Annotated in this window: 11 protein-coding genes and 1 riboswitch; of the genes, 3 read left to right on the top strand and 8 right to left on the bottom strand. The window is 52.2% G+C overall.

The features are described from left to right. Positions 1 to 329 precede the first annotated feature (329 nt). Both murI and btuB read right to left on the bottom strand, forming a co-directional pair. Entirely contained in the window at positions 330 to 1,181 is an 852-nt protein-coding gene (gene murI, locus NNO03_RS11710) for a glutamate racemase (protein WP_137381510.1), read from the bottom strand. Continuing rightward, positions 1,126 to 2,964: a TonB-dependent vitamin B12 receptor BtuB gene (btuB, locus tag NNO03_RS11705; protein WP_271449589.1), complete on the bottom strand. Its 1,839-nt coding sequence runs from the start codon at positions 2,962 to 2,964 to the stop codon at positions 1,126 to 1,128. Before btuB ends, murI begins: the two co-directional genes overlap by 56 nt. A 63-nt stretch (positions 2,965 to 3,027) precedes the next feature. Next, a riboswitch (cobalamin riboswitch) is annotated at positions 3,028 to 3,225 on the bottom strand. Positions 3,226 to 3,340: 115 nt separating this feature from the next. Here btuB and trmA point away from each other — a divergent pair. Then, positions 3,341 to 4,441, top strand: a complete 1,101-nt coding sequence (gene trmA / locus NNO03_RS11700) for a tRNA (uridine(54)-C5)-methyltransferase TrmA (protein ID WP_271449588.1) — start codon at positions 3,341 to 3,343, stop codon at positions 4,439 to 4,441. A gap of 82 nt (positions 4,442 to 4,523) precedes the next feature. Here trmA and NNO03_RS11695 read toward each other — a convergent pair whose 3' ends face one another. Next, positions 4,524 to 4,883, bottom strand: a complete 360-nt coding sequence (locus NNO03_RS11695) for a YijD family membrane protein (RefSeq protein WP_003825114.1) — start codon at positions 4,881 to 4,883, stop codon at positions 4,524 to 4,526. Between the two features lie 15 nt (positions 4,884 to 4,898). Next, complete coding sequence (gene fabR / locus NNO03_RS11690) at positions 4,899 to 5,534, bottom strand: HTH-type transcriptional repressor FabR (RefSeq protein WP_003028862.1); 636 nt, start codon at positions 5,532 to 5,534, stop codon at positions 4,899 to 4,901. Positions 5,535 to 5,725: 191 nt separating this feature from the next. Between fabR and sthA the strand changes: the two genes are divergently transcribed. Next, positions 5,726 to 7,126, top strand: a complete 1,401-nt coding sequence (sthA, locus tag NNO03_RS11685) for a Si-specific NAD(P)(+) transhydrogenase (protein ID WP_202037223.1) — start codon at positions 5,726 to 5,728, stop codon at positions 7,124 to 7,126. Here the strand turns inward: sthA and oxyR are convergent. The 4 genes from oxyR to argC all read right to left on the bottom strand — a co-directional run bounded on the left by oxyR (position 7,109) and on the right by argC (position 11,607). After that, positions 7,109 to 8,026 (bottom strand): DNA-binding transcriptional regulator OxyR, encoded by a 918-nt coding sequence (gene oxyR / locus NNO03_RS11680; protein WP_137381485.1) that lies wholly within the window; start codon positions 8,024 to 8,026, stop codon positions 7,109 to 7,111. The genes sthA and oxyR overlap by 18 nt on opposite strands. A 313-nt stretch (positions 8,027 to 8,339) precedes the next feature. Further along, entirely contained in the window at positions 8,340 to 9,710 is a 1,371-nt protein-coding gene (gene argH / locus NNO03_RS11675) for an argininosuccinate lyase (RefSeq protein ID WP_271449587.1), read from the bottom strand. 108 nt (positions 9,711 to 9,818) lie between these two features. Beyond that, positions 9,819 to 10,595 carry an acetylglutamate kinase gene (argB, locus tag NNO03_RS11670; protein ID WP_137378532.1) on the bottom strand — a complete coding sequence of 259 codons (777 nt, stop codon included), beginning with the start codon at positions 10,593 to 10,595 and terminating at the stop codon, positions 9,819 to 9,821. 7 nt (positions 10,596 to 10,602) lie between these two features. Beyond that, a complete protein-coding gene (gene argC, locus NNO03_RS11665) occupies positions 10,603 to 11,607 on the bottom strand; it encodes an N-acetyl-gamma-glutamyl-phosphate reductase (protein ID WP_271449586.1) in 1,005 nt (334 codons plus the stop codon). Between the two features lie 155 nt (positions 11,608 to 11,762). Between argC and argE the strand changes: the two genes are divergently transcribed. Continuing rightward, complete coding sequence (argE, locus tag NNO03_RS11660; protein WP_271449585.1) at positions 11,763 to 12,914, top strand: acetylornithine deacetylase; 1,152 nt, start codon at positions 11,763 to 11,765, stop codon at positions 12,912 to 12,914. Positions 12,915 to 13,032: the final 118 nt, after the last annotated feature.

The raw sequence follows: 13,032 nt of genomic DNA, 5'->3' as shown, positions 1-13,032 counted from the left end.
TCAAGAGACTTGGTATTCATTTTTCGTCTTGCGACGTTAAGAATCCGTATCTTCGAGTGCCCACACAGATTGTCTGATAAATTGTTAAAGAGCAGTTGCGACGCGCTTTAGCGCTCTGTCGCGAGGTCCCGTATATTACGTTTTCCTCATTCAGAGTCAAGCATTTATTTTTGCTTTTCTCTACGAGATTCTCAGTAGAACCCCGCTGACCCGGCGGCGTGTAATCCGTTGTTCCGTGTCAGTGGAGGCGCATTATAGGGAGTTATTTCAGGCTGACAAGGGGAAATTTAAAATAATTTTCCGAGTGCGTACTTTTTCACCAAAACAGACTAAATCGCCAGTTTTTCGAGCGTTTTGAAGCCATAGCGCTGCAACACTGGCAATAATTGTTCAGCCTCTGTTGTCATTGCCATGCAGAATGCCACATTCTCATCGGCTGATTTTGCATCTGGCGCTTCGTGTTCCAATAGCCAGGCCGTTCGACGCGCAATCGCTGCACCGGAATCCACCAGTCGCGTCCCTTCCGGGAGGACTTGCAATAACTCTTCCTGTAATAGAGGGAAATGGGTGCATCCAAGGACCACCGTATCAGGGGGTTCCGACATCCGCAGCCACGGTCGCAGAATACGACGCAGCTCTTCCAGCGAGACGGGTTCTCCGTGCAGCTTCGCTTCTGCCAGTTCCACCAGCTCAGCGGATCCCAACATCGCTATCTGACACTCGTTAGCAAACCGCGCAATCAATTCGTGTGTGTACGAGCGTTTCACCGTCGCGCGCGTCGCCAGTAGCCCGACAATACCATTCGCCGTGAGCCGCGCCGCGGGTTTAATCGCAGGCACCACACCGACAACCGGAAAAGCGAACTTTTCACGTAATGCCGGGAGTGACACCGTGCTGGCGGTATTGCATGCGATAACCGCAAGTGCGAGGGGATAGCGTTGCTGAACTGCCGTCACAATCTCAACAACACGCTCAACGATAAACTCTTCGCTTTTCTCACCATAAGGAAAAGCGACGTTATCGAAAGCATATATATAGTGGAGATCCGGCAGGAGATTCCGGATCTCATTGTAGACCGACAACCCACCGACGCCGGAATCAAACACCAGCACGGTAGGACGTGAATCAGAAGGTGTAGCTGCCAGACAAGGTGTATTCCCGTCCTGCAGTTGGGTAGCCATAAACTGTCTCGTAATCTTTATCGAACAGGTTGGCGATTTTACCACGAACTGTCAGCTGTGAGGTGATCGGATATGACACAGCCAGATCCCACAAACTCACACCGCCCAATTTTACCGGTTGATAAGTAACGTAGTCCGTATCGTATCGCGTCCCCAGATATTGATATGTCAGGCCCCAGTCAAAATCATAGACCTGCCAGTCGAGTTGGTATTTCACCTGCTGTTTAGAACGGCGAGCCAGTGGCTCGTTGGTAATCGCATTACGCGAATCTACGTAGTCGTAGCTAAGCGTATGCGCCAACGGCCCGGTGTCGAAGTTTGCAGTCGCTTCGATACCTTTAATACGCGCTTTGCCTTCGTTGTAGTACTTCTGAGTGTGAGTGTTGTAGTCGATCATGTCATCGATATCGTTGCGATACCCTGACACGCGCCAGTTAACACCTGATGTTAACCCTTCAAACGCCCCTTCCCACTGCTTACTCTCTTCGGGGTCAAGGTTTGCATTGCCGTAATAGCCATGCAACTGCCCCAGATTTGGCGCTTTGTAAGATGTGCCATAGGAGGCAATGAAACGATAGCCTTCGATAAACTCCCATCCGGCACTGGTTTGCCATGTGCCATGACGACCAAACTCGGAGTTATCATCACTACGTGCCGCACCTTCGAAGGTGAAGTCACCAAGCTGCTGTAATCCCGTCAAATAGAGGCCAGTATTGCGTTGGTCGTAACCGTCCGTAACATACCCAGTGCCTGGCTCCGTGGTTTGCTTTTGCCAGTCCACGCCTGCACCAATGTTACCGTGGCCAACAACTATGCTGTTTGACCACTGAACATTATATTGCTGCATATCATCCAGCGTGGCCGAGGAATCATAGCGGCCATAGTTCGGATCATAGTTGTAGTCTTTACTGTGGCTGTAGCTCGAAACCAGTTGCGACTGAATAAGCTCGCCATTAAAACGTAACCCAGCGTCCCAGCTCTGACTATAAAGCTGTCGGGTATCAAGTAGCGCCGAGCCAGGAGAATAATACGAGTCATAATCTGTGCGGTTATCATAACCATAACCACGAACGAACCCACTCCATGTCTCGGAGAAGTTGTGCTCCAGTGCGCCATACAGCGTCTTGCTTAAGAAACCGTCTTTATCCGGTTGAGCCTGTGCACCAGTGCTACCGTAGGCCACGACATCGAAGCCTTTGGTGTAGGCATAATCGCCCATCAACGTGACACGCGTATTTTCGCCAAGCTGTTGCTGGGTTGAGATATCGTAATTCTGATACCCATTGCTTCCCACGCCGGCGGTCAGTTCCGTCCCTGGTTTTTCGCGCGTAGTAATGATATTCACCACACCGCCAATCGCATCCGAACCATATATAGCGGAACGCGGCCCGCGGATATACTCAATACGTTGCACCAGCGATACCGGGAACTGGCTAAGATCGGCCGAGCCGCTAACTCCCGCTAAATTAAGACGCACACCATCTATCAACACCAGAACATGGCTGGCGTTAGTGCCGCGAATAAAAATAGACGAGTTTTGCCCCATACCGCCGCTTTGCGCGATATCAACACCAGGCAAACGACGCAGTACATCGTTTACCGAGGTAGATTGCCAGCGATCAATGTCCTGACGTGTAACGACGGTGATGGGTGCAAGTACTGCGCTTAGGGGCTGCTGAAAACGGTTGGCAGTGACGACGAGAGTATCTGGGCTAGCATCCTGCGCCCAACCAGAAGATGCCGCGACGGAAAGCGCCGTCAACAGCAACGATTTTTTAATCATTGTAAAGCATCCACAATATAAGAAGGATGCCGCAGGTCCACCGATAGTACGCGATAGTGAAAACCAGATGCGACGTTAGCCGGCAGGTCTTCGGGCTTGGAAGGTTATTCAGGATACCGAATAAAAAGAAATGAAGACTTCCCACCCACAGGCAGTGTCTGCTTTACGCTCTCATTTCACCTTTCCTTACCGCTGCGCGTCAGCTCCAGATTCACACTGGATTCCCTTTTAACTCACAGGACCGGAAAACGGATGCTACAGTTTGTTACAACCTACTGTCCAGACCGGATATCACAATATCGGAAATCATCAATAACTGGACATCTGATGAGCAATCCCTACAATCCCCGCGTACTTTTATTTTTCAGGACGCATCATGACCCCCGAACACCTTCCGACAGAACAGTACGACGCACAGTTAGCTGAAAAAGTGGTGCGTCTGCAGAGCTTAATGACGCCATTTTATGCACAGGCTCCGGAAGTGTTCCGCTCACCGGTTAGCCATTACCGTATGCGTGCCGAGTTCCGTCTGTGGCATGACGGGGATGACCTGTACCACATCATGTTCGACAGCCAAACGAAAAACCGCATTCGTGTCGACAGTTTCCCGGCGGCCAGCGAGCTTATCAACACGCTGATGACGGCAATGATTGAAGGTGTACGCAACAACCACATCCTGCGTCACAAACTGTTCCAGATTGATTACCTCACCACCCTGAGCGGTCAGGCGGTGATATCCATGCTGTACCATAAAAAACTGGATAATGAGTGGCGCCAGGAAGCCGAAGTGCTGCGGGATGCGCTGCGGGCGCAAAACCTGAATGTGCACCTGATCGGCCGGGCGACCAAAACTAAAATCGAGTTGGATCAGGATTATATCGACGAACGTTTACCGGTCGCGGGCAAAGAGATTATCTACCGCCAGGTTGAGAACAGTTTCACGCAACCGAATGCTGCAATGAACATTCAGATGCTGGAATGGGCGATTGATGTCACCAAAGATTCAAAGGGCGATCTGCTGGAGCTGTACTGCGGTAATGGCAACTTTTCATTAGCGCTGGCACAGAACTTCAACCGCGTACTGGCCACCGAAATCGCCAAGCCGTCCGTTGCTGCAGCCCAGTACAACATCGCCGCTAACCATATTGATAATGTACAAATTATCCGTATGGCAGCCGAAGAGTTTACGCAGGCAATGAACGGTGTTCGCGAATTCAACCGGTTGCAGGGGATTGATCTGAAGAGTTATCAGTGCGAGACCATTTTCGTTGACCCACCGCGCAGCGGTCTGGACAGCGAAACGGAGAAAATGGTGCAGGCGTATCCGCGTATTCTGTACATCTCCTGTAACCCGGAGACATTGTGTAAGAACCTGGAAACATTAAGCCAGACGCACAATGTTTCACGTCTGGCGCTGTTCGATCAGTTCCCGTATACGCACCATATGGAGTGCGGCGTACTGTTAACGAAGAAGTAAGACTGAACGGAGGCCGGATAAGCACTTCCGGTTCAGATTGCCGGATGGCGGCTTTGCCTTATCCGGCCTACAGCTACAACGGTTACTCCGCGATTTCCTGCTTACGGTTACGCACTTTAAAGCCGATCCAGAACACCAGAATCACCGACAGTACCGCCGGGAAGAAGTTAGAGCCAATATCCGGATATTCAGCACGTACAACGGTGCTGTACAGCAGAACACCGAGAATAAAACAGGCTGCAGCCAGGCCCGGTAACCCCACAGGCATGGTGCGATTCTGGTAACGTTGATGCAGACAGTAAACCGTCAACACCAGCGAAATAATCGGGAATACAGAGAATGGCACAATGGAGCTAAACAGCGCCGCGAATGTGCCATTGATCGATAAGCCAGCAACCAGCGCCAGCAGCAGCGTACCTTTATCTTGACCTGACTGTTTCATTGCTCGTCCTTCTCGTTACTCGGAGTGGTGCGTCATCTTCTCTTGTTCACGGCGGTACCAGTAAAATGCGCCTTTGGCGATCATGCGCAGTTGCAATACCAGCCGCTCTTCCAGCTGCCGACGCTGTTCAGCGCCAACATCCAGTGCTTCTGCCCCGGCACTGAACACAATCGTTACCATGGCTTCGGCTTGCGCTTCAGTAAACGCGCGAGGCATATGGTTTTCGAGTTCAAGATAGTCCGCAAGTTCCGCAATGAAGTGCTGAATTTCACGCGCAACCGCTGCACGAAACGCTGCGGAGGTGCCCGAACGCTCGCGCAATAATAAACGGAAGGCGTTGGGATTGTTGCCGATGAACTCCATAAATGTTGAGACCGAGGTACGGATCACACTACCGCCTTTGGCGATACGCTGACGAGCCTGACGCATCAACTGGCGCAGCATCAGACCGCTCTCATCCACCATCGTCAGGCCGAGCTCATCCACATCGCGGAAATGGCGATAAAACGAGGTTGGCGCAATGCCCGCTTCACGAGCAACTTCTCGTAAACTTAGGCTGGCAAAACTACGCTCAGCGCTGAGTTGACTAAATGCGGCTTCTACCAGCGAACGCCGGGTTTTCTCTTTTTGTTGCGCTCTAACGCCCATCACGATGTCTGAATCCTTCCACATACCTTGCTGGCACTATACCAGAGATTAGGCGGTTGGCATGGCTTTGTGAATGATTGTTTACGCGCAGTTTGTGCTTCGACTTCGCAAAAAAGCACAACGATAATTGGGTTATCCCAACAACGATGTTACTATTCTGTTGCTTTTATGTATAAGAACAGGTAAGCCTGACCATGTCACATTCCTACGATTACGATGCAATAGTAATAGGTTCCGGTCCCGGCGGCGAAGGCGCTGCGATGGGTCTGGTTAAGCAAGGAGCGCGCGTCGCGGTTATTGAGCGCTATCATAACGTCGGCGGAGGCTGTACCCATTGGGGCACCATCCCGTCGAAAGCGCTCCGCCACGCAGTCAGCCGTATTATCGAATTCAATCAGAACCCACTTTACAGCGACCATTCCCGACTCCTTCGTTCTTCTTTCGCCGATATTCTCAACCATGCTGATAACGTAATTAATCAGCAAACGCGTATGCGGCAAGGTTTTTACGAGCGCAACCACTGTGAAATTCTGCAGGGAAATGCCCGTTTCGTCGACGAACATACCCTTGCTCTGGAATGTCACGACGGTACAGTGGAAACACTCACCGCAGATAAGTTTGTTATTGCCTGCGGCTCACGCCCTTATCACCCAACTGACGTCGATTTTTCGCACCCACGCGTTTACGACAGCGATTCTATCCTCAGCCTGCATCACGAACCTCGCCATGTTCTGATTTATGGCGCAGGTGTGATTGGCTGCGAATATGCGTCTATCTTCCGAGGAATGGACGTAAAAGTTGATTTAATCAACACCCGCGATCGTCTGCTGGCATTCCTCGATCAAGAGATGTCCGATTCACTCTCATACCACTTCTGGAACAGCGGCGTGGTCATTCGCCACAACGAAGAGTATGAGCGGATTGAAGGCTGTGATGACGGCGTCATCATGCACCTGAAATCCGGTAAAAAGCTGAAAGCAGACTGTCTGCTGTACGCCAATGGTCGTACCGGTAATACCGATTCGCTGGCACTCGAAAATATTGGCCTGAAAACGGACAGTCGCGGGCAGCTAAAAGTAAATAGCATGTATCAGACCGCACTGCCGCATGTGTATGCCGTTGGCGATGTGATCGGCTATCCGAGTCTGGCATCGGCGGCCTACGATCAGGGACGTATCGCCGCTCAGGCACTGGTCAAAGGCGAAGCCACCGCACATCTGATCGAAGATATTCCCACCGGGATTTATACCATCCCTGAAATCAGCTCCGTCGGTAAAACCGAACAGCAGCTAACGGCAATGAAAGTCCCATACGAAGTCGGTCGCGCCCAGTTTAAGCATCTGGCACGAGCGCAAATCGTCGGAATGAGTGTCGGAACGCTGAAAATTTTGTTCCATCGCGAGACCAAAGAGATTTTGGGGATCCATTGCTTTGGGGAACGCGCAGCCGAAATTATTCATATCGGTCAGGCGATCATGGAGCAAAAAGGTGGTGGTAACACCATCGAGTACTTCGTTAACACCACCTTTAACTACCCAACCATGGCAGAAGCCTATCGGGTAGCCGCGCTAAACGGCTTAAACCGCCTGTTTTAACGCTTTGTCGAAATGGCCATCCATTGCCCCACGGATGGCCTCTGCCAGCTGTTCATAACGGCTGCGTAACGGCGATCCCGGACGATAGACGAGACCAATAGTACGGCGCGGTTCCGGCTTAATGCACGGCAGATAGACCACACCATCACGCTTACGCTCTGGCGGAACGGCCAGTGCAGGCAGCAAAGTAATGCCACTCCCTGCCGCAACCATATTGCGCAGCGTTTCCAGACTGGTTGCCCGGAAATGGGTGTCTTCATCGGCACCTGCTTCAAAGCAGAAGCCCATCGCCTGATCGCGCAGACAGTGCCCGTCTTCCAGCATTAACAGTTTTTCACCTGCCAAATCTGACATCGGCACACAGTCGCGGTTTGCCCATGGGTGATCTTCATAGATCGCCAGCATCATAGGCTCATCAAACAGTGGCACTTCAATGAACGCCTCACTTTCCTTGACCAACGCCAGGATCACGCAGTCGAGCTTACCGCTATCCAGTTGCGCCAGCAGTTGATGCGTCTGCGCTTCATGCAGATACATTTCCAGTTTCGGGAAGGTCTGGTGCAACATAGGGATAATATGCGGCAACAGGTATGGCCCCACCGTTGGGATCAAACCAATGTGCAGCGGGCCAGACATTGTCTCGCCTTGTTGGCTTGCCATTTCCTTGAGCACTTTGACCTCGCGCAGCACGGTACGCGCCTGATCCACCAGCAGTAAACCTGCCTGAGTGAACAGCACTTTACGACTCGTACGCTCCAGCAGCATAACGCCAAGCTCATCTTCCAGTTTGCGGATTTGCCCGCTAAGCGTTGGCTGGCTGACGTGGCAGGAATCCGCCGCTCGCCGGAAGTGACGATGCTCGGCTAGCGCCACCAGGTATTCAAGATCACGAATATTCATTATTCATCCTCCATCGCCACGATAGTTCATGGCGATAGGTAGCATAGCAACGAACGATTATCCCTATCAAGCTTTCTGTTTAATAATGCACCACAGAAACGGAACGGTACCCTTTAACCCTTGAAGCACCTGTCCGTTCTCATACTCGAAATAACTAAAGCCAACGTGAACTTTTGCGGACCTCTGGTCCGCATTTTTTTTGCATAAAAAAGCCCGGCTTAATGCCAGGCTCTGATAACTTTTTACCTGATGGCGCTACGCTTATCAGGCAGAACGACGCACAGTGCCGGATGGCGGCTTCGCCTTATCCGGCCTACAGACGTGCCTTCGCATAGTCGATTGCCTGCGCAACCTGCTGCGGTGATACGCCACCTTTCGCCGCACGTTTGTCCAGACAGGATTGCAGGGAAAGTATCGGATAGACATCATCGCCAATGACGCTGCTGAACTTTTGCAAGTCGGCCAGCGACAATGCTTCCAGCGGTTTACCCTGACGAATCGCCTCAACCACCGTCTCACCTACGATATGGTGTGCTTCGCGGAACGGAACACCTTTGGCAACCAGATAATCCGCCAATTCAGTGGCGTTGGCATAACCCTGCTGCGCCGCTTCCTGACAACGAGGACGTTTCACCTGAATGCCGTCCAGCACCAGTGCGGCCATGTGTAAACAGTCCAGCCAGGTATCGAGTGCATCGAACAGGCCTTCTTTGTCTTCCTGCATATCTTTGTTATACGCCAGCGGCAGACCTTTCAGTGTCATCATCATACCGGTCAGCGCACCTTGTACACGGCCACATTTGCCACGGATCAGCTCTAATGCATCCGGGTTTTTCTTCTGTGGCATCAGGGATGAACCTGAGGTCACACGATCGGATAACTCCACAAAGCCTGCTTCGCCAGTGTTAAAGAAAATCAGATCTTCAGCAAAGCGCGACAGATGCACCATGCCGATAGAGGCATCAGAGAGCAACTCCAGGACATGGTCACGATCGGAAACGCTGTCCAGGCTGTTGCGGGTTGCCGAGGCAAAGCCCAACCAGCCAGCCAGCTGCTCGCGATCGATTTCGTAGGCAGTACCCGCCAGTGCGCCACAGCCTAACGGGCTAACGTCCAGACGCTTAAGCGCATCCTGCAGACGGCTCTCATCACGCGCCAGCATTTCGACATAAGCCAGACACCAGTGCGCAAACGTCACCGGCTGTGCACGCTGCAAGTGCGTGTAACCCGGCATAACCGCGTCCTGATTATTTTGCGCGGTGTCGACTAACGCGCTTTGCAACTGACGATTCGCAGACAACAGTTCCATGACCGTGTCTTTGCACCACAGTTTAAGGTCAGTTGCGACCTGGTCATTACGGCTACGCCCGGTGTGCAGTTTTTTACCTAACTGCCCGACTTTATCAATCAGCTTGCCTTCCACCCAGCTGTGAATATCTTCCGCATCACTTTGCAGGATCTGCTGCGGGTCCAGGCGTACCTCTTCCAGCAGATTATTCAGCGCGTCTTCCAGCTGTAGTTGTTCATCTGCAGTCAGTACGCCGACGGTTACCAGCGCTTTGGACCAGGCCACAGAGCCGACAATATCCTGCTCTGCCAGGCGGTAGTCGAAACGCAACGAGTCGTTGAACTGTTTGAACCGCTGATCTGCTGCCTGTGTAAAACGCCCACCCCAAAGTGCCATAACGAATTTCCTTAATATGATATTTTTGCCCGATGGCGCTGCGCTTACCGGGCCTACAAAACCCATGTCGGCCGGATAAGGCGAAGCCGCCATCCGGCACATTAATAGTTAAGCCAGAATACGCGTACCAATCGGCGTGCCGTTAAACAGCGCCGGGAGTTGCTCAGCATGACGCCAGGAAGCGATATCTACCGGGCGGCCCAGCGTACGCGCAGCATCCAGCGCCGCATTGACCTTCACGATCATGCCATCGGTAATAATGCCCTGCTCAATCAACTGTTCCGCTTTCGTCGCGGTCATTTCGGCAATACGCTGGCCTTTACCATCCAGAATACCGCTCACATCGGAGAGCAGGATCAGATCAGCCCCCAGCGTTGCCGCCAGCGCCGTCGCCGCCTGATCGGCATTGACATTCATCAACAGCCCATCCTCAGTAACGCCAATGGAACTCACTACCGGCAGAAAGCCCCCTTCCAGCAGCGTGTTAATCAGCTTAGGCGAACCCGGCTGCGCCAGTCCAACGTGACCTAACTCTTTATCGAGTGGCGTCACTTTTACACTGTCGCCATCGCCAAGATACAGACCCACAGAGGCAATTTGGTGTTTTTTCGCCCAGGCCAGTAAGGTTTTATTCGCGGTCCCCGCCAGCGCCCCGGTGATGATGTCGATTTGATCGGCTGGCGTAACACGCAGGCCATTTTTCTTTTTCACCGGCAGATTAAGTTGTTTCATCAGCTCGTCGACGACACAGCCACCACCGTGCACAATGACCAGCGGACGCTGATGCGACTCGCGATAATTTACCAGCGCGGTAAACAGACGCTCCAGCGCCTCTTCGCTATCCAGTAACACGCCGCCCAGCTTGATAATTAATGGATTCATCATTGCACCCTTAAATAAGAGACTGCGTCTCAGCAAAGCCGAAACGGATATTTGCGCACTGCATGGCCTGTGCCGCCGCGCCCTTCAATAAGTTATCTTCAGTCGCTACCACAATCAGATGTTCGCCCTGCACAGCAAATCCGATATCACAGAACGGTAAGCCAACCACATTTTTCAGTGCCGGAACGCCTTTTTCATACAGGCGCACCAACGGTTTATCGCTGTATGCCTGTTGCAGCGTCTGCGCGACCTGAGTCTGAGTGACACCCGCATTCAGACGGCAGGTAATAGTTTCCAGGATCCCACGCGGGAAATTACCCAGATGTGGAGTGAAGATCACCTCCGTACCCAGGTGAGTAGCGATTTCCGGCTGATGGCGATGAGTAAACACGCCATACGGTTGCAGGCTCACTTCACAAAAGCTGTTCGAAATAGCGGCCTTACGGCCCGCACCGCTCACCCCACTGGTGGCGTTAATCACCGGCCACTGAGTAAGGTCCAGTAGCCCGGCATCAATAAGTGGTTTCAGCGACAATTGTGCCGCCGTTGGGTAACAACCCGGAACAGCAATCAAATTCGCGTCTTTCAGTCTGTCTACGCTCCACTCAGCCAGACCGTATACCGCCTGTTCCAGCAGTTCAGGATGCTGATGGGTAAAGCCATAGTATTTCTCATAGAATGCACCGTCGTTTACGCGAAACGCACCCGAGAGGTCAAACACCACACAACCGGCACGCAGAAACTGCGGAGCCAGATCATGACTGACCTCATGAGCCGTCGCGAGGAACACAACGTCCACCCCTGCGCTAAACTCGCTGATATCGGACATTGGCTGTAACGGCAAATCGACAATGCCTTTTAGCTGCGGATGTAAATCGGAGATTAATTTTCCTGCATCATTGCTTTGCGCTGAGACGGTCAAAGCGGTTATGGTCATATCAGGATGGCGATTTACATAGGTCACAAGCTCTGCGCCAGCGTAGCCACTCGCGCCCACAATCAGCGTATTCAACATCGGAGCTGTTCACCTTCTTAGATTCGGTTGCCAGGTATAAGCCTTTATCACCTCACCTTACACTTGGTGGGTTTTATTACGCTCAATGTTATTGTATTTTTATTCATAAATACTGCATGAATATTGATACTATCATGACCCGAGGTGTGTCAACAATGAAAAACAATTTACCGCCATTTATCGAGATTTACCGCGCTCTGATTGCCACACCGTCGATTAGCGCAACCGAAGAAGCGCTCGATCAAAGCAATGCAGGTTTAATCACTCTGCTGGCGGACTGGTTCAAAGATTTAGGTTTCAATGTTGAGGTTCAGCCTGTTCCTGGTACGCGCAATAAATTCAACATGCTGGCGAGTGTCGGGCACGGTGCCGGCGGTCTGTTGTTGGCAGGCCATACCGATACCGTACCTTTTGACGATGGGCGTTGGACGCGCGATCCCTTCACCCTCACCGAGCACGACAATAAGCTCTACGGTCTGGGCACCGCGGATATGAAAGGCTTTTTCGCCTTTATTCTCGATGCACTGCGCGGTGTGGATGTCACGAAACTGAAAAAGCCGCTCTACATTCTGGCCACCGCTGATGAAGAGACCAGCATGGCCGGCGCTCGTTACTTTTCTGAAACGACTTCGCTCCGCCCGGACTGCGCAATCATTGGTGAACCGACATCTCTGCAGCCCGTTCGCGCGCACAAAGGCCATATCTCTAACGCCATTCGAATTTTGGGTCAGTCGGGTCACTCAAGCGATCCGGCACGCGGCGTGAATGCGATTGAACTGATGCATGATGCTATCGGCCATATCATGAAGCTGCGCGATGGCCTGAAAGAACGCTATCACCATGACGCTTTTACCGTGCCGTACCCCACGTTAAATCTGGGCCATATTCATGGCGGCGATGCAGCTAACCGTATCTGCGCCTGCTGCGAACTGCATATGGATATTCGTCCACTACCCGGTATGACGCTTAACGATCTGAATGGGCTACTTAACGATGCGCTGGCCCCGGTCAGTGAGCGTTGGCCGGGTCGCCTGACGGTATCGGAATTGCATCCGCCCATTCCTGGCTATGAGTGTCCGCCGGACCATCAACTGGTCGAGGTGGTTGAGAAACTGCTGGGCGCACAGACTGAAGTGGTGAACTACTGCACCGAAGCGCCATTTATCCAGACGCTGTGTCCGACGCTGGTATTGGGTCCCGGTTCTATTAATCAGGCACATCAGCCGGATGAATATCTGGAAACACGCTTTATTAAGCCAACCCGCGAATTAATCACCCAGGTTGTGCACCATTTCTGCTGGCACTAATGAAACTTGCCCGGTGGCGCTACGCTTACCGGGCCTACCCCGTCTTGTTAGCCGGATAAGCGCAGCGCCATCCGGCATCTCTATGTCACATGTTCATAAGCTTTTCTTATTTGGCACG

This window comes from Citrobacter sp. Igbk 16 (genome assembly GCF_028069755.1).
Taxonomy (GTDB): Bacteria; Pseudomonadota; Gammaproteobacteria; order Enterobacterales; family Enterobacteriaceae; genus Citrobacter.
The sequence above is the reverse complement of the archived record's forward strand: the minus strand, read 5'-3'. Positions and strand labels throughout refer to the sequence as shown.

Bases quoted from the DNA above. Each gene is read 5' to 3' on its own strand.
- murI (WP_137381510.1), bottom strand. From the start codon at position 1,181: ATGGCTACCCAACTGCAGGACGGGAATACACCTTGTCTGGCAGCTACA.
- sthA (WP_202037223.1), top strand. From the start codon at position 5,726: ATGTCACATTCCTACGATTACGATGCAATAGTAATAGGTTCCGGTCCC.
- argB (WP_137378532.1), bottom strand. From the start codon at position 10,595: ATGATGAATCCATTAATTATCAAGCTGGGCGGCGTGTTACTGGATAGC.
- argH (WP_271449587.1), bottom strand. From the start codon at position 9,710: ATGGCACTTTGGGGTGGGCGTTTTACACAGGCAGCAGATCAGCGGTTC.
- btuB (WP_271449589.1), bottom strand. From the start codon at position 2,964: ATGATTAAAAAATCGTTGCTGTTGACGGCGCTTTCCGTCGCGGCATCT.
- argE (WP_271449585.1), top strand. From the start codon at position 11,763: ATGAAAAACAATTTACCGCCATTTATCGAGATTTACCGCGCTCTGATT.
- argC (WP_271449586.1), bottom strand. From the start codon at position 11,607: ATGTTGAATACGCTGATTGTGGGCGCGAGTGGCTACGCTGGCGCAGAG.
- trmA (WP_271449588.1), top strand. From the start codon at position 3,341: ATGACCCCCGAACACCTTCCGACAGAACAGTACGACGCACAGTTAGCT.
- NNO03_RS11695 (WP_003825114.1), bottom strand. From the start codon at position 4,883: ATGAAACAGTCAGGTCAAGATAAAGGTACGCTGCTGCTGGCGCTGGTT.
- oxyR (WP_137381485.1), bottom strand. From the start codon at position 8,026: ATGAATATTCGTGATCTTGAATACCTGGTGGCGCTAGCCGAGCATCGT.